Source organism: Algoriphagus iocasae, from assembly GCF_014206875.1.
Lineage (GTDB): Bacteria > Bacteroidota > Bacteroidia > Cytophagales > Cyclobacteriaceae > Algoriphagus > Algoriphagus iocasae.
This window is the reverse complement of sequence record NZ_JACIJO010000004.1, coordinates 173,187-198,629: the sequence shown is the minus strand read 5'-3', so window position 1 is coordinate 198,629 and position 25,443 is coordinate 173,187. Positions and strand designations below refer to the sequence as shown.

Here is a 25,443-nt window from a genome sequence, read left to right as displayed (position 1 = left end):
CAGTAGCGTCTTCTACGGGAGACGTTTTTTTTTGCCCAAATTTTTGATTAGTTCTTCTGCAGCTTTATTGATTTCAAGGTTATTTATTGTCATATCATACTCTTGGGTATGAATGGATTGGTATGATTCGGTCGAATCAAAATACTCGATAAGTCTTTCTGCAACCTTATCATAATTTTTCTGTTCCAAGTCTCTTATTATCTGAGAGGAAGCATCTTTTCCAATTCTGAATTTTAGTTTTTCAATTCCCTCTTTAAGCTTAAAATCATTTACAGCAGCATATTCCTTTACCAATCGTTTGATGCGATTTTCTTTTGGTAGAAAGAGTCTTATTTTTATTCCATTTTCAAATGATTCTGAAAGGGTTAATGGAATAATGTTCTTCCCTAAACTGAATTTTTCTGACTCAACAAATATTGGTTTTTTCTGATCATATTCACTTAAAATAAGAGCGAGATCAAGGATAAAAGTTTCCTGAATTGGCTGATTTTGGTTAGATAAATTTCCAAATACAGATCCATTATGTCTTGCTATTTCCTCCAGATTCAGAACTTGTTCTCCTTTTTTTTCTAAACTATTCAATAAGTCTGTTTTACCAACTCCAGTCTCTCCACATAGTATTATAAAATGGTATTTTGATTTTAAAACCTTATTAGCCTCTTTTAAAAGTGCGCCATATCCACCCTTATAAATAAATACATTAGAAGTAGGTTGGTAGTGTTGCCAAATTGCCTGAGCGATATAAAATGGGCTTTCATCTAAAAGAAGAACCGGCTTATTTTTTGAAAATAGAATAGAGAGATCTTCAATTCTATCCATTATATCTTTTCCTATGGCACTTGAAAAACCTTGTCTTCTTAATTTTTTTAATTCCTTTTCAGAATAATCAAAATGACTAGTTACTCTTGATATGGGATAGATATTTCTTGATTCGATTGGTCTAATATCCAGACATTCATATTTTTCCCAATTGCAGAAAATTGAATTAATATATTTGATTGTAGCCATAAAAAGTGTTGATCTTATAATTTAATAAAATGAAGAGAGTAGACATAAAGGTTGGTTGATAAATTAAGAATCATTTCAAGGAAGAATTTCTCCGTTGTACCTTTATATCCGAAAACAAATTACCCATGAATAGACGCCCAAGAAGAAATCGGAAATCAGAAGCCATTCGGAATCTCGTAGAAGAAACATCCCTTTCTGTGAATGATTTGATTTTCCCAATGTTTTTACTGGAAGGTACTGGTAAAAAGATTGAGGTGGATTCCATGCCAGATATTTATCGATTTTCTATTGATACCATGTTAAAGGAAATTGAATCCTGTCTAAAACTAGGTATTAAAACTTTTGATGTTTTTCCTGCATATCCTGAGAGTTTAAAAGATTCAATGGCAACTGAATCGTATAATCCTGAGACATTTTATTTAAAAGGGCTTAGGGAGATAAAGAAGAATTTTCCTGAGTTGTGCTTGATGTCAGATGTGGCAATGGATCCTTATAGTAGTGATGGGCATGATGGTGTGGTTAAGGATGGAAAGATATTAAATGATGAGACCCTTGAAATTCTTGGAAAGATGTCATTGGCCCAAGCTGATGCAGGGGTTGATATTATTGGGCCTTCTGATATGATGGATGGTCGTGTGGGGTATATCCGTGAAATGTTGGATAATCAAGGTTTTACAGAGACTTCTATAATGTCTTACACAGCTAAGTATGCAAGTGCATTTTACGGTCCTTTCAGAGATGCTCTTGATTCTGCACCAAAGTTTGGAGATAAGAAGACTTACCAGATGAATCCCGCGAATAGTCAAGAAGCATTGATTGAAGCGGATTTGGATTTAGAAGAGGGTGCAGATTTTTTAATGGTAAAGCCAGCTTTGGCTTATTTGGATATTATTAAGCTACTTCACGATAATTATCCGGTTCCAATTGCAGCATATAATGTGTCTGGCGAATACAGTATGGTTAAAGCTGCGGCAGAAAAAGGTTGGATTGACCCTGAAAGAGCAATGCTTGAGGTCTTGACAAGTATTCGGAGGTCTGGCGCGAAGGTGATATTGACCTATTTTGCAAAAGAATTTGCAGAATATAGGTTGAAATAAGACTTTGCTTTCATTTTTTATCAAAAACCGGGGAAAACCCGGTTTTTTTTATTTATCCAGTTGATAAGTGGTGGGGTTTTGTTAAAAAATCATTGGTTTTTTTAGATAAGCGGTAAAAAAAATATCATTTATTTAAAATTTATATTTTTTGTAAAACCAATGATTTGTTCGAAAATATTGAAAAAGTAAAAAATTCAATATAAAATATTGTTTTGGATCCTTTAAAATATATAAAATTCTTATTCGCCTTTTTAGAAATCGATTTCGAAGAATAAAGTCCATATTGGCCAAATAATATTTTTATAACTGAATGGGTGTTGAAAACAGTGATTTTGTATAAAAAATTGTAAAATCCTTAAAAAATGGGTTGAAAAATAACCAACAAAGTCAATAAATATGGCATTTTTTGAAAAAGTGGATTTGTTTTATTCCTATTAATGTGATTACATTCGATTCGAGTTAAAAAACTCAGACCTATTAATTATTCTGAAATTATTTCAAAATTTCAATAAAACCTATGATGTATTTCGCACCCCTGTTGGCCCAAGATGCGGCCGCGACAATGGATGTTTCTGCAGAACTGACGCAAAACATTCTCACGACAAACAATGTATGGATGATGCTCTCCACAGCACTAGTGTTTATTATGCACTTAGGCTTTGCTGGAGTAGAAGCTGGATTTGGTCAAGCCAAAAACACAGTAAACATCCTGTTTAAAAACACCATTACGCCGATAATAGGAATTTTGACCTATGCGGTAGCTGGTTTCTACTTAATGTATCCTGGTTTTGAAACTCCAGGATGGTTTGGGTTTGATGCTTCTGGATGGAGCATGTTTTGGTTTTCTCCTGGAGATGCTGATGTGACTTCAGCTTATGCTGATGGAGGATACACTTATTGGACAGACTTCTTGTTCCAGGCAATGTTTGCTGCTACAGCTGCCACCATCGTTTCAGGTGCAATTGCAGAACGAGTTAAGCTTTGGGCTTATTTGATCTTCACATTGTTCTTCGTAGGGTTGGTTTATCCAATCATCGGTAGTTGGAAATGGGGTGGTGGAGCATTGGATGATATGGGATTCTATGATTTTGCAGGAAGTACACTTGTACACTCAGTAGGTGGATGGGGAGCTTTGGCAGGAGTGATCTTGGTTGGTCCTAGAATTGGAAAATATGTTAATGGAAAAACAGTGGATAAGCCTGGTGCTTCAGTACCTCTTGCGGTAATCGGTGTTTTCTTATTGTGGTTAGGTTGGTTCGGCTTTAACGGTGGTTCTGTTCTTTCTGCTGATCCAGGTTTAGTGTCCTTTGTACTTGTAACTACATGTCTTGCAGCATGTGCTGGCGGTATGGGAGGTTTCTTAGCTGGTTATTTTGTATTCAAGAGATTGGATCTGGGGATGGTGTTGAATGGAGTTCTGGCTGGACTAGTAGGTATTACTGCTGGTGCAGATGTGATCAATCCTGGGTCTGCGGTGATTGTAGGTTTTGTAGCTGGTATATTGGTTGTTCTTTCTGCAGTACTGTTGGATAGACTTAAGCTAGATGATGTTGTAGGTGCAGTTTCTGTTCACTTAACATGCGGTGTTTGGGGAACTTTAGCAGTGGGTATTTTTTCTACAAATCCTGACCACTCATTCATCACTCAGCTGATGGGTGTTGCAATTTGCGGTGTAACTGCTTTCGTTTCTGCTTTTGTGATTTTCTATGTTCTAAAAATGACTGTAGGTATCAGAGTTTCTGAAGAACACGAGAAAAGTGGGTTGGATTCTCACGAACATGGAATCCGTGGTTATACCATCGTTTACGACGAATAGTCAATTCATATTAATAGTCCTGCCTTTTTGGAAAAAAATGCGACTCTCTCTCCATAGGGCAGGACTAAAGGTCAACTATCTATCATTAACCAACATTTAAAATTAAAATGAAAAAAATACAACTACTAATATTCGCATCTCTCTTCTCTGTATCTACTTTAAGCTTTGGTCAAGAAGTTATTATCGTTGAGGAGGAAAAAGAGCCATCAAAATTCACTTTCTCAGGTTCTGTAGATGCTTATTTCAGAACCAATTTTAATGCACCGAATAAAGGTGAAAACTTTCAGGCTCCTGCCTCTTCGTTTGGCAATTTGCCAGGTTTCTCTTTAGGTATGGCAAACATCATTGCTACTTATGAAGGTGAAAAAGTCGGTGCAGTAGCAGATTTGGTTTTCGGTCCTCGAGGTGAGGATGCTGTTTTCGGTTCTCCTCTTTATGCTGGAGGAATGGCTGGAAGTTCTCAAATTATAAATCAGCTTTATGTTTACTGGAATGTAAATGATGTAGTGACTTTGACTTTTGGTAACTTCAATACCTTTCTTGGATATGAGGTGATTTCACCAACTGGTAACTTTAACTACTCTACTTCTTACATGTTCTCCTATGGTCCATTTTCTCATACTGGCTTAAAAGCGGACTTTGCACTGTCTGATAAGTTTTCTTTGATGGCAGCGGTAATGAACCCGACTGATATGACGGAGTTTAACTTAAACGGTACTTATACCTATGGAGCGCAATTGGGTTACTCAACCGATGCAGGAAGCACATACTTGAACTTTGTATATGGTGATCAAGACGGGAAGTTGGATGTTGATCAAGGAGGTTTAGTTCCAGGTCAAAGCTCTTTGGGAAGTACATTCCAAGTAGATTTAACTACTGGGTTTAATTTAACTGAGACACTTTACTTAGGTGTAAATACAACTTATAATACAACTGCTGCAGGTGAAGTTTATAATGGTAGTGATGCCCAAGATGTGGATGGTGATGGTGCTGGTTTCTATGGATTTGCCGGTTATCTTCAAGCAGCCACTTCTGAGAATTTCTCCATCGGCTTAAGAGGTGAGTACTTCAGTGTATTCAATGGAGGTCTTGACGGGGTAGTAGGTCTTGATAAACCAGCTGAAGAAGGCGGTGAAGGAAATGTATTTGCGGTGACACTTTCAGGAAATGCGAAAATCGGAAAAAATCTTACATTGATTCCTGAATTGAGATTGGATACAATGAGTGAAGATGATTTCTTCTTAAATAAAGATCTAGCAGGAAGTAAAAGTTTGTCGTCTTTCTTATTAGCGGCAGTATTTTCTTTCTAAAGAATAAACAGGGTCTATTGTCAATAAAGCCGAGGTGATTTTCATCTCGGTTTTTTTTATTTTCAGCTTATTTGCTCTTGTAGTAGGGTGTTTTTTAATTCAGTTTTTGCTAATAATACGGTTCTTTTTGATTTTCAGGTATTTTTTAAAACGATTAAATATTCTGTTTGAGTTGTTTCATTCGCTTTAAATCGGAATATAATTTTTGATAACTGTCAAAATATTTCAAAAAATATCACGAAAGTGAAACTTCAAGCCTGAAAATCAGTATATTTTTATATCAACAACCCAAATATAAATCGATGAAAAGACCGTTTTTAATAGTAGCGGCCATGTTTATTGCTTTTGCTACCTATGCCCAGACTACCACCGGGCCCAAAGCAAAAAATGCGAAAATTTCTGAAAAGACTAAAAACGCCGTCGCAGTTGTATACTATGACAAACCTTTCAGTAAAACAGGACCTGCGGCAAAAAATGCCAAGGTTTGGAATAGGTCAGGTTCTCAGTCTTTTATTTACACTAGAAAAAATATTAATGATCCGAAAGGGTTAAAAGCTAAAAACAGAAAAGTTTGGGAAGATCCTGAATTAGCTGTTGTGGAATCAAAAGCTAGTTATGTTTTACCAAAATCAATGAAAGCCAGGAAGTTCTGGTGGCATTGACAAAAAACAAATCAGCCCGGTGAGTAACCGGGCTTTTTTTATAGTTCTTGCTCTCTCTCGAGCATAAGGATAGAACTTTGAGGAACAATATGGAATTTTTCTCCCTCGTAAATCACTTCAAAGGAACCGTTTAACAGGAAAATTGCTAAATCACCTTCTTTAGCTTGAAGAGGAACATACTTGATTTGCTCTTCTTTTTCCATCCAAGGTTCTTGATCTTCAGTAGCCATAGGAATAGGGTAGCCAGGTCCGGTTTTTATAATATAACCTTGTTGGACCTTCTCTTTTTCCTGAACTCCAGGAGGTAAGTATAAGCCCGAGCCTGTTTTTTCATTCGGCTTCTTAAGCTTTATCAATACTCGATCTCCAACTACTATGAGATTCTTAAGTTTATTATCAGCAGTAAGTTTCATTTTTAAGATTTTCGCTTAAACAAATAAACGGCACCTGCTTTTAACAGATGCCGTTTGGAGTTGGTTTAGAAGAAACTTATTTCTTGTCTTCGCTAACTTCTTCATAGTCCACGTCAGAAACTCCATCACCTGAAGCTGCTTCGTCAGTTCCTGCATTTGCGTCAGGTCCTGGTTGAGCACCGGCAGCACCAGCAGCATTGTACATTTCCTGAGAAGCAGCTTCCCAAGCTTTGTTCAATCCTTCCATTGCACTGTCAATTCCTTCAAGGTTCTGAGACTGATGTGCTGCCTTCAAAGTTTCAAGAGCAGAGCTGATAGCAGTTTTGTTTCCTTCGGAAAGCTTGTCTCCGTATTCTTTCAATTGCTTCTCAGTCTGGAATACAAGGCTGTCAGCCTGATTCAATTTCTCGATTTTTTCTTTTTCAGCTTTATCAGCAGCAGCATTTGCTTCTGCTTCATTCTTCATTCTATCGATCTCCTCTTGAGAAAGACCAGAAGAAGCTTCAATCTTAATCTTTTGCTCTTTTCCTGTTCCCTTATCTTTCGCAGATACATTCAAGATACCATTCGCATCAATGTCGAAAGTTACTTCGATCTGAGGAACACCTCTTTGTGCTGGTGGAATGTCAGAAAGTTGGAATCTACCAATCGTTCTGTTGTCCTTAGCCATTGGTCTCTCTCCCTGTAGCACGTGAATGTCTACTGCTGGCTGGTTGTCAGCTGCGGTTGAGAATACCTCAGATTTCTTAGTAGGAATAGTAGTATTGGATTCGATCAATTTGGTGAATACACCACCCATAGTCTCGATTCCTAGAGAAAGTGGAGTTACGTCTAGAAGAAGAACGTCTTTCACTTCACCTGTCAATACACCACCTTGGATCGCTGCACCGATTGCAACCACCTCATCAGGGTTAACACCTTTAGAAGGCTTCTTTCCAAAGAACTTCTCTACTTCTTCCTGGATTTTAGGGATTCTTGTAGAACCACCTACCAAGATCACTTCGTCAATATCAGATGGGCTCATGCCTGCATCAGCCAAAGCCTTCTTACAAGGCTCCATTGATCTTCTTACCAAATCTTCTGAAAGCTGCTCAAACTTAGATCTACTCAAGGTTCTTACCAAGTGCTTAGGACCTGTTTGAGTTGCAGTGATATATGGCAAATTGATTTCTGTAGAAGAAGAACTTGAAAGTTCGATTTTAGCTTTTTCAGCAGCTTCCTTCAATCTCTGAAGAGCCATTGGATCTTGTCTCAAATCGATTTGCTCTTCAGCTTTGAATTCGTCAGCAAGCCAGTTGATGATTACCTGATCGAAGTCATCACCACCAAGGTGTACATCACCGTTGGTTGATTTTACTTCAAATACTCCGTCACCAAGTTCCAATACTGAAATATCAAATGTACCACCACCAAGGTCATACACTGCTATTTTCATGTCATGGTTTTTCTTGTCCATCCCGTAAGCCAATGCAGCAGCAGTAGGCTCGTTGATGATTCTTTTTACTTCAAGACCTGCAATTTGTCCAGCTTCTTTAGTGGCTTGACGCTCAGAGTCATTGAAATAAGCAGGAACAGTAATTACCGCTTCAGTCACTTCCTGACCCAAGAAGTCTTCTGCTGTACTCTTCATTTTTTGAAGAATCATTGCAGAAAGTTCCTGTGGAGTATAAGATCTGTCGCCAATTTTTACGACGATCGTATCATTGGTTCCTTTTTCTACTTTATAAGAGGCATGCTTTTTCTCTTCAGAAACTTCAGAGAATTTCTTACCCATAAATCTTTTCACTGAGGAAATGGTATTGGCAGGGTTGGTGATGGCCTGACGTTTTGCAGGATCTCCTACTTTGCGCTCTCCGTTTCCGTTGTCAAGAAAAGCCACAATTGAAGGTGTGGTTCTTCTTCCTTCGCTGTTTTGGATGACTACAGGCTCATTACCCTCCATAACGGCTACGCAGGAGTTGGTGGTACCCAAGTCAATGCCGATAATTTTTCCCATAATTATATTTTTTTGTTTGTTTCAATGAGTTACTTCCTCCTTTCTTCAAGGGATGTGCCATTGCTAAAAAACCTAGTTTTTGTGTCAGATTGGCAGAAAGGATGGCAGGTGGATTTCGATCTTTTTCCAGATATGTCACTTGGCGTTCCATTCTTTCCCAATTATGACAGGAAATTCACTTTTTAACTTTTTCATGCAACCTTTCTTCGGGATGTCGCATCTATCTCTGTAGTATGAGGCGCTTTTTTAAAGGAAATAAGGAACGGTTTAGATGGGTTTTGATGATCATCATTGGATCAGCCCTAATCCAGATAAATAACCAGTGGGAAGTCATTCCATTTTGCTGGCATTATTTTAAAACTCATATATCATTCTTGGGTATCTCAAATTATTTAAGTTAATCTGGTCATTCCTATCTAACTATCTTATTTTTAGGCATGCATTCAAATTATCTAGTTCAGGATATTTTTATTTATCCAATCAAATCGCTTGGTGGGGTCAGGGTAACGGAGGCTTGGGTAGAAGATAAAGGTTTTCAGCACGATAGAAGATGGATGTTGGTGAAACAAGACGGTGCATTTTTATCCCAAAGGGAATGTCCCAAGATGGCTCAATTGCAAGTGTTGCTCGCCCAGGATTCTTTACTGGTTTTTGAAAAAAAGGATAGAAATAATCAAATAAGAATACCCTTTGACAAAACGACCGGGAAAGAAATAGAAGTTCAGGTTTGGGATGATTCAGTAATTGCTGTTTCGGTTGATGAGGAATTTGATCGTTGGTTTAGTGGCAAATTGGGAATGGATGTCAGTTTGGTGAAGATGCCATTGTCAAGTGAGAGAAGGGTGGATCCAAAATATGCCAAAAATGGAGAAGTTGTCAGTTTTGCAGATGGAATGCCTTACCTGATCATTGGGCAATCTTCTTTAAATGATCTCAATTCGAAGTTGGAAGTATCTGTACCAATGGATCGATTCAGGCCAAACATTGTTTTTTCAGGAGGAAAACCTTTTGCAGAAGATAAAATGAATGCTGTTCGAATCGGTGATCTCGAGTTTAGCATCATCAAACCCTGCGCAAGGTGTGTGTTAACAACGATTGACCAGGAAAGTGCAGCCAAAGGAAAAGAGCCATTGAAAACTCTGGCTTCTTACAGGACTGTAGGAAACAAAGTTCTTTTTGGCCAAAATATGGTGGCTTTGAGTACAGGGAAAATAAAAGTAGGAGATCCCGTAATTGAAATCTCTTAAGCGCTAAAAATAAAGAGAGCCCGGTTTTAATATAAAATCGGGCTCTCTTTTTATAAATTTATTTCCAGATTAGTTGAAATCCTTTACAGTTTGGATAAATACTTTGACATTTTCAGGATCAATGTCAGGATAAACGCCATGACCTAGGTTGGCGATATGTCGGCTTCCTTTAAATTGTTCCATCATATCAATCGTCGCATTTCTGACTTGTTCAGGATTTCCATATAGAGCTGCAGGATCAAGGTTTCCTTGTAAGGTTTTTTCTGTGCCGATCAATTTTCTCGATTCAGCAATTCCCATATTCCAGTCAAGTCCGATTGTTTCGCAATTTAATTTGCTCATTTCCTCTCTTGCAAAGAAAGCTCCTTTGGCAAATACTGTGACTGGAACTTCTGTGATAGCATCACAGATTTGAGAAATGTATTGATGAGAAAACTCCGCATATTGTTTTGGACCCAAAATTCCAGCCCAGCTATCAAAGATCTGAACAAGGTTTGCACCGGCAGCGATTTGAGCCTTTAAATAATTGATGGTGCTATCAGTAATCATCTGAAGCAGTTTGTGAGAAAATGCCGGTTGTGTATAAAGCATCTCTCTGGCTTTTGAGAATGTCTTACTTCCACTTCCTTCTACCATGTAAGCAAAAATAGTCCATGGAGCTCCTGCAAATCCAATCAAAGGAACTCGACCATTTAGGTTTTTCTTGGTTATTTCGATGGCTTTGATCACATAGCTAAGATCATTTGCTCCGTTTGCAATTCTCAATTTCTTGAGATCTGACTCGTTGTTTACTGTATTAGGAAACCAAGGGCCTCTTTTTTCCACCATTTCATAAGGCAGTCCCATTGCTTCTGGGATCACCAAAATGTCAGAAAATATGATCGCAGCATCTACGCCTAATAAATCAACAGGCTGAATAGTCACTTCTGCAGCAAGCTCTGGAGTTTGGGCTAACTCTATAAAGCCACTGACGCTTTCACGCACAGCACGATATTCAGGTAAGATTCTGCCTGCCTGACGCATCAACCAAACTGGAGTCCTTTCGGTCTTTTCGCCTTTGGCAGCTCTCAGCAATAGATCATTTTGTAATTCCATGCCGCAAAGATAACAGCCAAATTAATTTTGGCACTGAAAAAATCGAACATAAAAAAAACAGGACCTTCGCATTGCAAAAATCCTGTTTGTGGTAATCAGTTGGTTTAGATTAATATTTTATTTTTTAGGCTCAATCCTAACGAAGTCATTTTCTTCAATGTTCAGCAATTTCATAGTGCCTTCATAATCAGAATAATCAATTCTAGCATCTGGGAAGTCAGAAGGAAGAACGACCACTCTGAAAATTTGTCCATCAGTCCATTCTGATCCTAGCAATGAATAATCAAGTGGACCATCTAAGAAAATCGAAAAATCACTAATGGTATAATCGAAGTTGTAAATCAATACACCTTCCTGAAAGAAATAATTTTGAGGAAGGATCCTCCAAACATCTCTACCATTGTCTATTCCAGAAAGCCTATAAACTAAAACTGCATCACTTTCTATTAAGTCTTGAGGGAATTCAAATAGGTCAGCGTAATCGTTTGTTTCAGTAAAGTCAATTTCAACCTCGTAGGTTGTGCCAAGAATATTTATTCCTGGTTCACCTTCTGGACCCATAGGTCCTTCTGGCCCTACAGGACCTTCGCACGCTTGGAATATCATTAGACCGATTAGTCCAACTAGGGCAGTAATTTTTCTCATGTTGGTTTGGTTAAATTTGAACATAATTCCTTTCACGGCAATAACTGTGCTCAGGTTGGTTAATTTTACTAACAGACTTTGTTAAAAAAAGTAAATTAATTCTGTGAAAGGATGGGAGCGATCACCTGAACCTCTGATTCTGATACAATTTTATCAATGAATACTCCACTTAATTTTAGCTTGTTTTTCTCGGCATATTCCTTGATTTCGTCCTGAACTGTGGTTGGATTTGGCATCACCCATTTGCTTCCTTTAATTGAAGCAAGCAAATAACTGCTTTCGTCAAAGGTCAAAACTTCAAAGTTATCAATCGGTAAATTTTGATCAATTCCTATAAAAACTTCCATGGTGTCCAGTTTGCCGGCAGGTTCGCTGTAATAAATCGTATGCAAAGAACTTCCGGGATGGAGGCCTTTTTGTGCTTCTACATTTTTAAATGCTCGTTCCAGATCCGGGTCTTGAGGAGTTCCCCGATAGGATAAACCCACTAAACTGTAAGGTTTGTTTTCGACTAAGGTTATTTCTATCGGATTGTTTCCGCCTAGTTTGTCAAAACCGAAATAGGCTCCAAAAGCGATCACAAATAAGATCAGTCCGCCTATGGCAATTTTCTTGTTCATTTTTTAGAAAAGATATCGGACACCAACTCCACCTTGTGCCTTCATATGACCTACTCGATCCAGGAGCTCTACAAAAAGCCCAAATTCAGCAAAGACATTCATTGGGAGATCGGAGAAATAATATTCAGAGCCAATGAACGCTTCAGGGCCGAAGTCAGCATTTACACGCTCTTCTTGTTGATTAGTCCCGGATATTTGATCTACTGAATAAGTATAGTTTACACGAGTAGTTCGGAATTGAATCCCAGCTCCACCATACGCTAGCAGGTAGCCTTGTGTGATTCCAAAACTGTCCGTGAAGTCCTCGTGATAAGCTGCTCTTGCATTAAGGGAGAGACCTTTTTTAACCGAATGGCCAATATAGAATGAATTATTTGTCGGTGGATTATTGGTAAAATCTCTCTGATAATAACTGGCTCCATTCACACCGGCACTGCCGATCATTCCTTCTACAGAAATGTAATCGCTGATGAAATCTTTGTAAGTGATTGAAAACGGTTCACCGACTCTAATTCCTATTCCCCGCTCTTGGGCCATGCTTAAAAAAGGAATAAAAAAGGCAATTGCTAAAATTTTGAATTTCACGTGGTAATCAGATTTGAATTTACTTATATGATTTTTGGCTAGATAGCCATTGTTTTTAACTGCATTTGATGCAATTGAGTATAATATCCGCCTTGCTCCAACAGGCTTTCATGTGTGCCTGTTTCCACAATCTCTCCTTTGTGAAGCACAATAATTTTATCAGCTTTTTGGATAGTGGATAACCTATGCGCAATCACAATCGAGGTTCTGCCCTTCATCATTTTGTCTATAGACTCCTGAATCAATTCTTCAGTCTCTGTATCTACAGAGGAGGTAGCTTCATCCAGAATGATGATTTCAGGATTGTAAACCATTGCCCGGACAAAGGAAATTAATTGTCTCTGTCCTACGGACAAAGTAGCTCCTCGCTCCATGACATTGTAATCGAGCCCACCAGGAAGTCTTTCGATGAATTTTCTTGCACCAACCTGTTCCGCTGCATCCATGACTTGCTCTTTGGTTATAGACGGATTGCCAAGTGTAATATTGTAATAAATCGTATCAGAAAAGAGAAAAACGTCTTGAAGTACTACACCAATATGTTTTCTCAAAATACCAAGCTCAAACTCACGGATGTCTGTTCCGTCAATGGAAATGCTTCCTTTGTTGATTTCGTAAAACCTTGAAATCAAATTGATGATGGATGACTTTCCTGCTCCGGTAGCTCCAACCAAAGCTACAGTTTGCCCACTTTCCACTTCGAAATTGATGTCTTTTAGGACATACTCTTCGTCATTGTAAGCAAACCAAACATGATCAAGCTTGATGTTTCCACCGATAGAATTCGGCTTGTAGCTTCCTTCATTCGCAATATGTTCTTTGCTTTCCAATAATTTGAAAATTCTGGAAGAACTTACCACGCCCATTTGTAGGGTATTGAATCGATCTGCAATCATTCGGATCGGTCGGAAAAACAACTGGAGATACATAATGAATGAAATCAGGATTCCGACTTGAAGATCCATTCCTAAAACCCCAACAGCTCCGTACCAAACTACCAGCCCAATCCCAATTGCTTGAATAATTTCAGCTACTGGAAAATAAATAGAATAATAAAGGACAGAACGAATATGCGCTGTTCTATGCTCTCTGTTGATTTCTTTGAATTTCGCAAACTCCCGATCTTCTCTATTGAAAATCTGGACGATGTTCATCCCTGTGATGTGCTCCTGCAAAAATGAATTCAGATTAGAAACAGCGTTTCTCACATCATTGAAAGTCACTTTGATTTTCTCTTTGAAAATATAAGTGGAAATGATCATCAGTGGCAGAGTACACAAACTTACCAGAGTCAACTTCCAATCGATGTAAAACATCACTCCAAGGATCGTAACCAACTGAAGTAAATCTCCAATGATGGCAGCAAGTCCTTCGCTGAAAACATCTGCAAGCGTTTCTATGTCGGATACATTCCTTGTGACCAATCTTCCTATTGGAGTATTGTCAAAGAATTTCAGTCTTAGTTTTAGTAGGTGTTTATATAGATCAACCCGGATGTCTTTGATAATGACCTGTCCGATCCAACCAGAATAAAAGGTGTGTGCCCATTGGACTAATGCCTGAAGGAGCATCAATCCCACAAGAATATAAATAATCTGAAGCAAGCCGGGACCATCTCCTTTGGCCACATAATCGTCAATCGCAACCTGAATAAAATAAGGTCTTGTAGGTGCCAATATTGCCAGGGCAATCGTCAGGAATATCAGGAAATAAAATTGTGCCCGGTATGGTTTTACCTGCTGGTAAAGCCTTTTTAATACCTTGGTGTCTACAATTTCACCGGATGAATGTTTTTCTTTCTCTAGGCTCAAAATCTCTTAGTCTAAATAGATTTGTTCTGGGTAAATAATCCGGCTCAAAAAAAGCCCTTGGGCAGGTGCTGATTTTCCAGCTTTTGATCGGTCTTTAGATAAAATTATTTCATCCATGGCTTCAGGACTCCTTTTACCAAGTCCGATTTCCACAAGTGTTCCCACAATTGCTCTCACCATTCCACGTAAAAAACGGTTTGCGGTTATATGAAATAACAATTCACCGTCCTTTTGTTCCCATCCTGCTGAAAATATTTTACATCTAAAGTGATTCACTTCTGTGTGGACTTTGCTAAAACATTCAAAATCCTCATGTCTTAAGAGTGCTTCCGCTGCCAGATTCATTTTTGAGATATCTGGGCTGAAATAACTCAACCAAGCCATTTCTTCCAAAAAAGGATTTTTCTGCAAGATAATACGGTAGAAATAAGATCTTTTGACTGCATCAAAACGAGCATGTGCATCCGGTTTTACTTCACGGATGGAGTTAATGGAAATTTCTTTAGGGAGAATTCCATTGATAGCCCTGATAAACTTAACTCTCTCCAGTTCTCCTTCCCAATCAAAATGACATACCTGCATCGTAGCATGAACACCTGTATCTGTTCTGCCACTTCCCATGATCGGCACCTCTTTTCTGAAATACGTGCAAAGAGCCGATTCCAGACATTCTTGAACAGTAAATGCATTATTCTGGATTTGCCATCCATGATAAGGAGTCCCTTTATAGCTCAATTCCAGAAAATATCTCTTGATTTGGTTCATCGGGTGCAAAGATACTATTCCGAAGCAAAAGAGGTAGAGAAACCTTTATTCCTTGTGAATGATCTTTTAAGCCTGTTAATTTGCAAAAAATTTTAATTCAAATGATTCAACGAGTTCAATCAATATTCTTGTTCCTTGTAGCAGCTGCCATGGGAGTTACTTTAGGAATGGATCTTTGGCATCAAGTGATTGCCGATTCTGGAGAAAGCTTCACTTTGACAGCGCTGTTTTTAGAAAAGTATGATAATTCCGGAGAAGTAATCTTGTCCGAATCCAAATGGTATATCGCTGCCCTGGCGTCATTTGTAGGGTTTTTAGCAATTATTTCCATCTTTCAATATAGAAATAGAGGAAGGCAGATGATGTTGAATATGGTCAATTCTTTGCTCATGGTAGGGTTAGTAGCTACTATCTTTTTGACAACAAACGGTATTAATTCAGAACTGGGAGCTAACGACAATGGTCAATATCAAATTGGTTTCTGGGCGGTATTAGCTGCTATGGTTTGTAATATGCTTGCCAATAGATTTATCAGAAAAGATGAAGCTTTGGTGAGATCAGTAGATAGAATCAGATAAAAATCGAAAGAGTTAAAAATAAAAAAAGCCAGCATTTTTGCTGGCTTTTTTTGTGCCTAATATTATTGTTTCAGATTTCTACCAAAACCTAATTCCTAAAGTAGGGTAGAATGTTTTGAAGTTTTCAGTTGAAATCACTCCAACTTGGATAGAAAGGTTTTTGTTGATTTTTCTATTGTAATATGCCTGCATCGTAGTTCCGCTGAAAAGCTGGCTTTTGTTTTCATTGATTAAATAACCGATTCCAAATGTGTTTCGTCTTGGCCCTTCCAGATTTCCGAATTCCCAAGCAAATTCAGCATTTGCAAACCAGCTGCTGTTCACTTTGATGTTTTTTTCTATTCGCTCTGGAAAATAAATAGTATTGGTAATTGATCCGCCAAGTGAAAAGTTTCTCCAATTGAGATGCGCTCTAAACCCTACTACTGGAGTGAAATCTCCTCCTGTAAAATCCAGCCCAACAGGAAAAGTCATTTCTAAACTGTCCACATAGGGGACGTATTTTTTCTCAATTTGATATTTTACATGCTTTAGTGAGGTGTTGGAGAATTGTTCTCCAAGTCTATAGGCAACCGTCGTAAATTCAGGAAAATCTGTGGCTTTGCGAAGCAAGGGTTCAAGCTCTTCAGTCAATTCAGAGGCTGTAAATTCTGTGTTGTTGAAATAAAGTACCAATGCACTTTCGTTTGGGAAATCAAAAACCAAGGTATCTGTGACTGGCCAATCTCGGTCAAGCCACTCTTGGTTGCTGGCTCCTAATGGGTTTTCTACTTCCTGTGCTTGCGTTTGAAAAGCGCATAGCAATGCCAGGAAAGGAACTATTAATAGTCGTTTCATAATCTTAGATTTATAGAAGGTTCAGTGAATTATTATTTTTGAAATTTTATTTTAATCGAATTCTTGGAAGGTTCCATGCGACTTACTTGTTGGTTTAACAATGGATCTGTCTCACTACTTGCGAATTGTGTTCTTACTTTAATTTTTTCTTTCAATCCCCAGGATATTTGCACTTTGTGAAAAGTCTCTTGCGCCAATTCTTCTTGTTTTGGCGGAAAAATGAGCTCGGAAATTAAAGTGTTTTCAATAGTTAGTCCAGTCCTTTCGATTTCAGGTAGTTCCAAAGGTTCAAGGTTACTTCTTTTGATTTTAGGTTTCTCAGGTGTTTCCTCTTTAAGCGCATTCGATTTAGTTTTTATTATTTCTTCAGTGGTTGATTCCAATTGAACAGGAGAATTGTTTTCTGGTTTTACGGTTTCTTCCACTGGAACCACTACTTCAGTAATCAATTGATTGTCTGTTTTATTATCTCCAACCTTCCAATAGGCGAGTCCGGAAAGCATCAGAATAAAAGCAAGTGATGCAGCTACCGCCAGATACTTCCAAAGTGGAATCATAGGCTTTTTTTGATCAAGCTCCTTTTCAATAGCATTCCATAAATCAGCCTTGGGCATTCGCTGAGGCAGATTGGAAGCATGCATCTTTACTTGACTGTCAAAATCTTTCTGCTGTTGGATCTTACTCCATAAATCCGGATTTGGTGAATACTTTTTCATGCCTGGAGTAGTTTAGAGATTCGTTTTTTAAGCAGGTTTTTCGCGTAGTTCAGCTGTGACTTTGAGGTGCTTTCTGAGATTCCAAGAAGTTGAGCGGACTCCTGATGGGAATAGCCCTCCACGGAAACTAAAAGGAAAACGGCTCTTGCCCCATTTGGAAGGCTTTCGATCGCTTGATCAAGTAGGTCCGCATCAAACCAAGCATCAAAATCCTCGGTAGTTTCAGTTTCATTATTTTCAATTGGTTCAAAGTAAATTTTCTTCTTGCTCTGGTGGATTGCTTTTCTAATAGTGATCGTTTTCATCCATGAAGTCAAAGCCTCAGGATGTGCTAGTTTTCGGATGTTTTGGAAAATCTCCACATATGAGTCCTGCAACACATCATTGGCTTCATCCTCGTCTCCTAAAACCCGATAACAAATCGAAAACATCATTCCTTTTGTCAATTCAAACAGCTGAAACTGAGCAGATCTTTCTTGTCGAATAACCCTTGATACTAGATTTGAATCAATTTTTTGAATACTCATTTTTTTGCTGTCTATATAAAAGAGTGGCAGAGTGTCTTAAAAGTTGGAATTGACTGATAATATTTTTTCAAACCGCTTTTAAAGTTGTTTTGAGGGGGTAAAAAGTAAGTAAAGTCTATTGGAAAGTCCTGAATGATAAAGAATTATTAACAAATGTCTTGATTGAAGAGGTGTGAATTGAAAAGAATTTTGGAGATAAGAGGGCAGAAAGATTTCCATTAGGTCGTTTATAGTGCTAATTTGAAATCAGATTTTCAAGACCAGAAAAATTGATCAAATGAGACTAGAAACATTAGCGATACATGGAGGGAATATTGTAACCGATTCCGAAAAACCAGTAATTCAACCAATCACATTGAGCACCACTTTTATTCATCAAGAAGACTCAATGATTTATTCCCGGGCCAATAATCCAAACCGAGCTTCTCTCGAGAATTTACTTGCAAAGCTTGAGCAGGGAGCTGATGCGGCTGCTTTCAGTTCGGGAAATGCCGCTGGAGTTTCAGTGTTTCAAGCTTTAGAACCGGGGTCTCATATTATCGCTCCTGATGACATGTACCACGGACTGAAAAAAGGAATTCAGACATTGTTTGCTGGTGTTTTGGAAGCAAGTTTTGTTGATATGACGGATTTGGATAAAGTCGAGCAAGCTTTCAAGTCCAATACAAAATTGATATGGGTTGAAACTCCATCTAATCCACTTTTAAAAATTAGTGACATAGAAGCCATTTCGAGGTTGGCCAAAGCTCATGGCGCGATTCTGGCCTGTGATAATACTTTTGCTACGCCGGTTTTTCAAAATCCAATTTTATTTGGAGCAGATATTGTAATGCATTCCAGTACCAAATATTTCGGAGGTCATTCCGATATTTTAGGAGGCGCATTGATCACAAAATCAAAGAATGAATTTTGGGAGAAAATCAAAAATGTACAGATCACGGGAGGAGCTGTCCCTTCTCCAATGGACTGTTACTATCTCTGTAGAAGTATTAAAACCTTGCCATATCGGATGAAAGGCCATGCAGAACATGCAATGGTTTTGGCAAATTACCTCTCACAGAATTCAAAAATCGAAAAAGTGTTTTACCCAGGTCTCAAAGCCCATCCAGGACATGAAATTGCCGCTAAGCAAATGTCTGGTTTCGGAGGGATTTTGTCATTTCAGGTTAAAGAAGGAGCAGATGCTGCAGATAGGTTAATTTCAAAACTGAAATATTATACCAATGCAACTAGTTTGGGGGGAGTTGAGAGCTTGATTGAAAGAAGAGCAGCTTCTGAAGGGCCAGATACTTTAACACCACAAAATCTGATACGCCTATCCTTAGGATTAGAGCATTTAGATGATTTATTAGAAGATTTTGAAGAAGCGCTAAAATGAAAAAAGGCTGCCGAAAGGCAGCCTATTAATCTTAAGGGAACTTAAGGATGGTGATCAATCAACTTTTACAAATTTGATTTAAACGTAAATTAACTACTTTTTTCCTAATACGAAATACAAAATATCAATTGTTTTAGTTTTTCGAGGCAATAATTACTTGAAGGGATTAGTTTTTAAACAAAAGGTTTTGAAATGATTGAAAGTAAGCCAGTTATACATCTAGAAATTAAGTTATACTTTTTTAAGAGTACTTAGATTTTTTCTAATGCTGACTTTGTAAGCTCTCCTACGGTATTTCCCGTGTTTAAAGTAGTGTTTGGCTCGAAAAGTAAAACACTGACTTCATCCTTTGCAACTGGTTTATGCTCGATTCCTCGTGGTACAATAATAAATTCGTTTTTTGTGAGTTTAACAATCTTGTCTCTAAAATGCATGTCAAACTCTCCCTCTATCACCAAAAACATCTCATCCTCTTGTTCATGGTGGTGCCAAACAAATTCTCCTTTGAATTTGACCAGTTTTACATGTTGATTATTTAAATCACCTACAATTTTTGGATTCCAATAATCTGAGAACATATCCAGTTTTTCTTTGATAGAGATTTTTTGAGGTGTCATATTTTATAGTTTTCAAAAGGAGAGATTAATTCAAAATGCTTTGCAAAGGAAAATTAATCCAATGAAAAAGACAGCAAATTTTATATAAACCTGCTGTCTTTCTTATATGAGAGCCTTATTCTAAAAGACTAAAGTAAAACCGTTTACCTTGTTAATTTTGGGGATACCAATTCCCTAACCTGACTTCAACCTCTGGAGCCTTGGAATTGACAATTGATTTGAATTCTTCAACATCGGCTAATCCTTCTGTTCCTCGGTAATGATAAGGATACACAATAGCAGGCTTAAATTCTGATACAGCATCTGCGGCCTGATTAATGTCCATAGTGTAAGGTAAATTCATACAAACAAAAGCTACATCAATTCCTTTCAAAGATCTCATTTCAGGAATATCCTCTGTGTCACCAGATAAGTAAACTTTCTTGTTTCCTAACTGCACAATGTAGCCATTGCCTCTTCCTTTTGGATGTCTACTGTCATCAGTTTCTGGCAAATTATACATGGGAATTGCCGAAATATTAATACCAGAAATTGTCTCTGTTTCACCATTATTTATGACTTGGATTGATTTACTTGATCCAGATGGAAGTTTCTCTGCGACAGCTTTTGGGGCGACAATGATTGCGTTTTTCAAATCCAGACCATCCAAAGTTTCCTGATTGTGATGGTCTCCATGAATATCAGTAATCAAAACTATGTCGGGTGATTTTTGACCAGAGAATAATGAGGCGCCACCATATGGATCCACATAAATTGTTTTACCTTCATATTCAAGCACTAAAGTACCATGGAGGATAGGAGTAATTTTGATATCTCCTTTAGAAGTGGGAATAAGGTCTTGACCAAAAGCTGCTGAGGTCAAAAAGAAAAATAGAATCAAAAGGTTTTTCATAACAAGTATTTTTAGTGCTAACCTTTAAAATACATAACTTGTTTTAAGAAAGGAAATCGCCGCTTCGCAACAAAAAATGGATCAGTTTATTACAACCACTTTAAAGCCCAATCCATGTGTTGAATTCAGTAAGTTCTTAAGTGGTTTGGACTATCTAGGAGTGAAAAAGATTTTTTTATAAAAAAATTACTATATTCTATCACTATTTGTATCTAAAAATTAAATTTTAAGCAGTGCAACCTATTGAAATGATCCTGGGCAGACAATTTGCAGATAGCATGAGTATGCCTGTTTTTTTGGTTGATACCGAAGGTACCTTGGTTTTTTATAATGAGCCTGCAGAATCAATTTTAGGATTAAGGTTTGGAGAAACGGGAAGTATGCGCGTGGAGGAATGGTCGACTGTTTTTTCTCCAACTGACATTGACGGAAAGCCTTTGCCTCCTGAAGGTCTGCCATTAGTGCAGACATTAACAAATAAAAAGCCCGCTCACGGATCATTTTATATCAAAAACCTAAAAGGAGAAAGCCACTTCATTACAGTGACTTCTTTTCCTTTAGAAGGACGTCCAGATCGGTTTTTAGGAGCTTTGGCTTTGTTTTGGAATTCTAATTTCTCATGATAATAAAAATCTGGGGATGTAGGGGGTCTCTGCCTTCGCCTGGTCCCGAAAATGTCATTTATGGAGGAAATACTTCCTGTATTCAGGTGCAGAATATGGACATCTGTATCATATTGGATGGGGGGTCGGGTATTCAAAGGTTAGGGAAATACCTTGATCCTTCTATTACTGAAGTGCATATCCTTCTAACCCATCTGCATATTGATCATACTATGGGTTTAGGTTTCTTTCAGCCACTCTATAACCCAGATGTTACCGTCCATTTATGGGGTCCATCTACCACCGTCGAGCCATTGATCAAAAGGCTGAGAAGGTATTTTTCTCCTCCACTTTTTCCGGTGAGAATGAACGATTTGCCAAATCATCCAGTGATACATGAGATTGCTAATTCAGAATTTGAAATTGGTGATATCAAAATTAAATCTGGCTACATATGTCATCCAGGACCTACTTTAGGATTCAGACTGGATGATGGGGAGAGTGTGTTTACTTACATGCCGGACCATGAACCTGCCTTAGGCTCTTCAAATTTCCCTTATGATCCTGAGTGGACAAGTGGATATGAATTAGCTAGAAATGCGGATTTACTCTTGCACGATGGTGAGTATACCGAAGAGGAGTACCAAAATAGAATCGGATGGGGGCATAGCTCTATAGAAGGTGCGATTGATTTTGGAAGACTATGCGGAGTGAGGAAATTGGGAATATTTCACCATGACCCTTTAAACACAGATGAACGATTGGAGCAGATGTTTAAATCCAGTATAGAAAAAAGAAATCCTCAGTTTTCGGTCGAGCTTTGTAGAGAGGGCGCAGTGTATTGCCTAAGTGGCGCAGAATAGACTAACCTGCCCACCCTTCACGATCCAGACTTCGGTATTGAATTGCTTCTGCCAAATGTTCTACACGAATCGTTTCGGATTCTGAAATGTCAGCAATTGTTCTAGCTACTTTTAAAATCCGATCATAAGCTCTGGCAGAGAGTCCAAGTCTTTCCATTGCAGTTTTCAGCAAAGCTTTTCCTGCTTCATTTATTTGGCAAACTTCTTTTACTTGATGCGATGGCATCATCGCATTACAGAAAACTTCAGGATTATCTTTAAATCGTTCCTTTTGTCTTTCACGTCCTATAATAACCCGCTCTCTGATAGCCTGACTAGATTCAGATTTTCTAGTCGAAGTCATTTCTTCAAACCTGACCGGTGTTACTTCCACATGCAAGTCTATCCTATCTAACAAAGGTCCTGAAACCTTATTCAGATAGCGTTGGACTATACCCGGGCCGCAAACACATTCTTTTTCAGGATGATTATAATACCCACAAGGGCAAGGATTCATGCTTGCGATCAGCATGAAATTAGCAGGATAATCAACTGATACTTTAGCTCTAGAAATAGTGACTTTTCTCTCTTCTAAAGGTTGACGCATCACCTCCAAAACTGTTCTTTTAAATTCTGGGAGTTCATCTAAAAAAAGAACACCATTATGTGCCAAAGAAATTTCTCCTGGTTGGGGGTTTCCACCTCCTCCCACCAAAGCCACATCTGAAATGGTATGATGGGGGCTTCTGAATGGCCTTTGAGACAAAAGACTTCCATTTTTTCCTAGCTTTCCTGCCACAGAATGAATCTTTGTTGATTCCAAGGCCTCTTGAAGAGTCAAAGGAGGTAAAATCGATGGTAGTCTTTTAGCGAGCATCGTTTTTCCAGCTCCTGGAGGGCCAATCATGATGACATTATGACCTCCGGCTGCGGCGATCTCCATGGCTCTTTTGATGTTTTCCTGTCCCTGTACATCCGCAAAATCAAACTCATTTTCATTTAGCGAATGATAAAAAATATCCCTGGTATCTGTGACAAGAGGTTGGATTTCTAATAAGCCCTGTAAAAACAGAGATGCTTCTTCAAGTGTTTCTACAGGAATGATATCTAGATTATTGACAATTGAAGCTTCTTGGGCATTTTCTTTTGGAAGTATGAATCCCTTGAATCCTTTTTTTCTGGCCTCAATTGCAATCGGCAATACACCTTTAATGGGTCTAAGATTACCGTCCAGTGATAATTCACCCATGAAGATGTAATTGCTTAGTTCGGGAAATTCTACCTGTTCCGATGCCTGAAGGATTCCCATAGCAATCGGGAGGTCATAAGAAGAACCTTCTTTCCGAATATCTGCTGGAGCTAGATTAATGACGATTTTTTGCCTTGGCATTCTATAGCCAAAATATTTTAATGCCGATTCCACACGTTGTTGAGATTCTTTAACTGCAGAATCAGGAAGACCCACCAAATAAAAACTGGTGCCTTGTCCTACATTTACTTCGATTGTGATCAGATTTGCATCAACACCTGAAACAGCACTTCCAAAAGTTTTTGCTACCATAATTAGAAAAAAAAAGGAAACTGAAATGGTCTCCTTAATATAAGGTTTAAGAAAATTAAAGTCTTAATATTTCAAAAATATTTACTCATGCAGCTCCTACTTGAGAGTTCAAACTTAAGGTTTTGGGATTACTTTGTTTTCTTTTGCCCAGTTTTGCCAAAGGCTGTCTAGCTCTTGAACAACTTTTGGGAATTTATCGGCTACATTCTTAGTCTCGGTTCTGTCTTGATTGATCTGAAATAATTGCCAAGGTTCTCTGGCATCTAGAGTCACAAGTTTCCAATCTTTTGTCCGCACTGATCTTCCCCCTTCATGTTCGTTAAATAAAATCGGGTGGCCTTCTCTCACTTTACCCTGGAAAACTGGCATTAAGCTTTTTCCAGCGATTGGCTTTATTTTATTACCTGCGAAATCAGTGGGATATTCTGCTCCAGCAACATCAATGAATGTAGCCATGAAATCCATGACATGACCTATTTGATCTGAAATACTTCCTTTTTCAGCGGTAATCCCCGCTGGCCAAAAAGCAATCATCGGAGTGTGAACTCCTCCTTCGAAAGATTCCATTTTCCAATAGCGGAAAGGTGTGTTGGATACATTAGACCATCGTTGACCTATGGAAGTGAAAGTCGTTTGGGGGCCAGGCATCACTTTTTTATCAACGGGGTAAGCGATTGGCTCTCCTTTTCGAGTCTGACTAGGTCGATCAAACCCAGGTCCATAGCGCATGCTGCTTTCTGAACTCGCGCCATTGTCACTTAAAAATACAATTAGGGTATTTTCTAATTCCCCAGTCTCTTTTAGTGTTTCGATTATTCTTCCGATTCCCTGATCCATTCGATCGATCATTGCCGCATGTACTGCCATCGCTCTTGCGTCAAATTCTTTGTCCGGATTATCTTCCCAACTGAGTTCATTGTCCCATCTTTCCGAGAGAGGGTAACTGTTCTCCTCGATGATGCCTAATTCAATCAGTTTTTTGTAGCGTTGTTCGCGAATCGCATCCCATCCTACAGTGTAAGTGTCTTTGTATTTTTCAATATCCTCAGGCAATGCATGAAGCGGCCAGTGCGGGGCGGTGTGGGCTACATATAAGAAAAATGGTTTGTCTTGCTTTGCAAATTCCCGGATGTAGACTGATGCAGTATCATTGATAGCATCGGTGTGATAGTAATTTTCAGGTACCTCTGTAACTGGTTCAGTACCATTTACAAGGCTAAATGGATCGAAAAAATCCACCACTCCCCAAATGTTTCCGAAATACTTTTCAAAGCCTCGATTTGTAGGATATTGTTCTATTGGAGAAAAGAGAGGGTGCTGCTCCTGATGGTTTAGCCAGGCCAATTGTTTTTCGGGTGTATCTTGAACCACCGTATTAGAAACATGCCATTTTCCAACCATTCCAGTGTGATATCCAGAGCTTTTTAAAACTTCGGCTATTGTGACTGCTGAATTTGAAATATGGCCTCGATAGGCTTCTTGTCCCGTATCAGTAGTCATTTGACCGATTCCTGCCTGATGATTATATAGTCCTGTGAGCAAAGAGGCCCGAGTGGGACAGCAGCGGGAAGTATTATAAAATTGTGTAAATCTAATTCCTTGGCTTGCAAGCCAGTCTAAATTCGGAGTTTGGATTTCTCCGCCGAAACTTCCTAAGTCAGAAAAGCCTAAGTCGTCTGCGAGAATTAAGATGATGTTAGGAGATTTTTTAACCTCTTCAGTTGGTTTAGTAGCGCAGGAAAATGCGAAAATTGAAAGCAAGGCTACTATGATACTTCTGGAGTTTTTCATGCTTAAAAATACAGAGTGTTTGAAAATGGGTG

At 38.4% G+C, this 25,443-nt stretch carries 25 protein-coding genes; 9 read left to right on the top strand and 16 right to left on the bottom strand.

Features of this window, described 5'->3' with window-relative positions; translation table 11 throughout:
- Positions 1–12 precede the first annotated feature (12 nt).
- Positions 13–1,008 carry a hypothetical protein gene (locus tag FHS59_RS21155; protein WP_184497953.1) on the bottom strand — a complete coding sequence of 332 codons (996 nt, stop codon included), beginning with the start codon at positions 1,006–1,008 and terminating at the stop codon, positions 13–15.
- Positions 1,009–1,133: 125 nt separating this feature from the next.
- Here FHS59_RS21155 and hemB point away from each other — a divergent pair, with 125 nt between their 5' ends.
- The 4 genes from hemB to FHS59_RS21135 all read left to right on the top strand — a co-directional run bounded on the left by hemB (position 1,134) and on the right by FHS59_RS21135 (position 5,893).
- Positions 1,134–2,105: a porphobilinogen synthase gene (gene hemB / locus FHS59_RS21150; protein ID WP_184497951.1), complete on the top strand. Its 972-nt coding sequence runs from the start codon at positions 1,134–1,136 to the stop codon at positions 2,103–2,105.
- A 520-nt stretch (positions 2,106–2,625) separates the two neighbouring features.
- Entirely contained in the window at positions 2,626–3,921 is a 1,296-nt protein-coding gene (locus FHS59_RS21145) for an ammonium transporter (protein WP_184498007.1), read from the top strand.
- A gap of 107 nt (positions 3,922–4,028) precedes the next feature.
- A complete protein-coding gene (locus FHS59_RS21140; RefSeq protein WP_184497949.1) occupies positions 4,029–5,231 on the top strand; it encodes a porin in 1,203 nt (400 codons plus the stop codon).
- A gap of 302 nt (positions 5,232–5,533) precedes the next feature.
- Positions 5,534–5,893, top strand: coding sequence for a hypothetical protein (locus FHS59_RS21135; protein ID WP_184497947.1), 360 nt, complete (start codon positions 5,534–5,536; stop codon positions 5,891–5,893).
- A 38-nt stretch (positions 5,894–5,931) separates the two neighbouring features.
- On the opposite strand, the gene FHS59_RS21130 is transcribed toward FHS59_RS21135, so the two are convergent.
- Together FHS59_RS21130 and dnaK are read right to left on the bottom strand one after the other, a co-directional pair.
- Positions 5,932–6,306, bottom strand: coding sequence for a co-chaperone GroES (locus FHS59_RS21130; RefSeq protein ID WP_184497945.1), 375 nt, complete (start codon positions 6,304–6,306; stop codon positions 5,932–5,934).
- 76 nt (positions 6,307–6,382) lie between these two features.
- Entirely contained in the window at positions 6,383–8,302 is a 1,920-nt protein-coding gene (gene dnaK, locus FHS59_RS21125) for a molecular chaperone DnaK (protein ID WP_184497943.1), read from the bottom strand.
- 437 nt (positions 8,303–8,739) lie between these two features.
- Here dnaK and FHS59_RS21120 point away from each other — a divergent pair, with 437 nt between their 5' ends.
- The gene (locus FHS59_RS21120; protein ID WP_184497938.1) at positions 8,740–9,549 is read left to right on the top strand and encodes an MOSC domain-containing protein; all 810 of its coding nucleotides are present in this window, start codon (positions 8,740–8,742) and stop codon (positions 9,547–9,549) included.
- Positions 9,550–9,618: 69 nt separating this feature from the next.
- On the opposite strand, the gene hemE is transcribed toward FHS59_RS21120, so the two are convergent.
- From hemE to truA, 6 genes are all read right to left on the bottom strand, one after another.
- Entirely contained in the window at positions 9,619–10,644 is a 1,026-nt protein-coding gene (hemE, locus tag FHS59_RS21115; RefSeq protein WP_184497936.1) for a uroporphyrinogen decarboxylase, read from the bottom strand.
- A gap of 117 nt (positions 10,645–10,761) precedes the next feature.
- Positions 10,762–11,289 carry a hypothetical protein gene (locus FHS59_RS21110; RefSeq protein ID WP_184497934.1) on the bottom strand — a complete coding sequence of 176 codons (528 nt, stop codon included), beginning with the start codon at positions 11,287–11,289 and terminating at the stop codon, positions 10,762–10,764.
- 95 nt (positions 11,290–11,384) lie between these two features.
- The gene (locus FHS59_RS21105) at positions 11,385–11,909 is read right to left on the bottom strand and encodes a GyrI-like domain-containing protein (RefSeq protein ID WP_184497931.1); all 525 of its coding nucleotides are present in this window, start codon (positions 11,907–11,909) and stop codon (positions 11,385–11,387) included.
- Between the two features lie 3 nt (positions 11,910–11,912).
- Positions 11,913–12,494, bottom strand: a complete 582-nt coding sequence (locus FHS59_RS21100; RefSeq protein WP_317168223.1) for a hypothetical protein — start codon at positions 12,492–12,494, stop codon at positions 11,913–11,915.
- Positions 12,495–12,532: 38 nt separating this feature from the next.
- Positions 12,533–14,305: an ABC transporter ATP-binding protein gene (locus tag FHS59_RS21095; RefSeq protein ID WP_184497929.1), complete on the bottom strand. Its 1,773-nt coding sequence runs from the start codon at positions 14,303–14,305 to the stop codon at positions 12,533–12,535.
- Positions 14,306–14,311: 6 nt separating this feature from the next.
- On the bottom strand, positions 14,312–15,070 hold the full coding sequence (gene truA / locus FHS59_RS21090; protein WP_184497927.1) for a tRNA pseudouridine(38-40) synthase TruA: 759 nt from the start codon (positions 15,068–15,070) through the stop codon (positions 14,312–14,314).
- 101 nt (positions 15,071–15,171) lie between these two features.
- On the opposite strand from truA, the gene FHS59_RS21085 reads away from it, so the two are divergent.
- A complete protein-coding gene (locus tag FHS59_RS21085; protein WP_184497926.1) occupies positions 15,172–15,648 on the top strand; it encodes a DUF4293 domain-containing protein in 477 nt (158 codons plus the stop codon).
- A 78-nt stretch (positions 15,649–15,726) separates the two neighbouring features.
- On the opposite strand, the gene FHS59_RS21080 is transcribed toward FHS59_RS21085, so the two are convergent.
- The 3 genes from FHS59_RS21080 to FHS59_RS21070 are packed head-to-tail and all read right to left on the bottom strand — an operon-like array spanning position 15,727 to position 17,728.
- Positions 15,727–16,485 carry a hypothetical protein gene (locus tag FHS59_RS21080; RefSeq protein WP_184497925.1) on the bottom strand — a complete coding sequence of 253 codons (759 nt, stop codon included), beginning with the start codon at positions 16,483–16,485 and terminating at the stop codon, positions 15,727–15,729.
- A gap of 32 nt (positions 16,486–16,517) precedes the next feature.
- Positions 16,518–17,201, bottom strand: a complete 684-nt coding sequence (locus FHS59_RS21075) for a hypothetical protein (protein ID WP_184497923.1) — start codon at positions 17,199–17,201, stop codon at positions 16,518–16,520.
- Positions 17,198–17,728, bottom strand: a complete 531-nt coding sequence (locus FHS59_RS21070) for an RNA polymerase sigma factor (RefSeq protein WP_184497921.1) — start codon at positions 17,726–17,728, stop codon at positions 17,198–17,200. Before FHS59_RS21070 ends, FHS59_RS21075 begins: the two co-directional genes overlap by 4 nt.
- Before the next feature lie 277 nt (positions 17,729–18,005).
- Here FHS59_RS21070 and FHS59_RS21065 point away from each other — a divergent pair, with 277 nt between their 5' ends.
- Entirely contained in the window at positions 18,006–19,106 is a 1,101-nt protein-coding gene (locus tag FHS59_RS21065; protein ID WP_184497919.1) for a trans-sulfuration enzyme family protein, read from the top strand.
- 251 nt (positions 19,107–19,357) lie between these two features.
- Here the strand turns inward: FHS59_RS21065 and FHS59_RS21060 are convergent, their stop codons facing one another.
- Complete coding sequence (locus FHS59_RS21060) at positions 19,358–19,723, bottom strand: cupin domain-containing protein (protein WP_184497917.1); 366 nt, start codon at positions 19,721–19,723, stop codon at positions 19,358–19,360.
- Between the two features lie 151 nt (positions 19,724–19,874).
- Positions 19,875–20,615, bottom strand: a complete 741-nt coding sequence (locus FHS59_RS21055; protein ID WP_184497915.1) for an MBL fold metallo-hydrolase — start codon at positions 20,613–20,615, stop codon at positions 19,875–19,877.
- A 248-nt stretch (positions 20,616–20,863) separates the two neighbouring features.
- Between FHS59_RS21055 and FHS59_RS21050 the strand changes: the two genes are divergently transcribed.
- Entirely contained in the window at positions 20,864–21,238 is a 375-nt protein-coding gene (locus tag FHS59_RS21050) for a PAS domain-containing protein (protein ID WP_184498003.1), read from the top strand.
- Positions 21,235–22,080 carry an MBL fold metallo-hydrolase gene (locus FHS59_RS21045; protein ID WP_184497913.1) on the top strand — a complete coding sequence of 282 codons (846 nt, stop codon included), beginning with the start codon at positions 21,235–21,237 and terminating at the stop codon, positions 22,078–22,080. Before FHS59_RS21050 ends, FHS59_RS21045 begins: the two co-directional genes overlap by 4 nt.
- A 1-nt stretch (position 22,081) precedes the next feature.
- On the opposite strand, the gene FHS59_RS21040 is transcribed toward FHS59_RS21045, so the two are convergent.
- The gene (locus tag FHS59_RS21040; RefSeq protein WP_184497911.1) at positions 22,082–23,620 is read right to left on the bottom strand and encodes a YifB family Mg chelatase-like AAA ATPase; all 1,539 of its coding nucleotides are present in this window, start codon (positions 23,618–23,620) and stop codon (positions 22,082–22,084) included.
- 114 nt (positions 23,621–23,734) lie between these two features.
- Positions 23,735–25,411: an arylsulfatase gene (locus FHS59_RS21035; RefSeq protein WP_184497909.1), complete on the bottom strand. Its 1,677-nt coding sequence runs from the start codon at positions 25,409–25,411 to the stop codon at positions 23,735–23,737.
- Between the last annotated feature and the right edge of the window lie 32 nt (positions 25,412–25,443).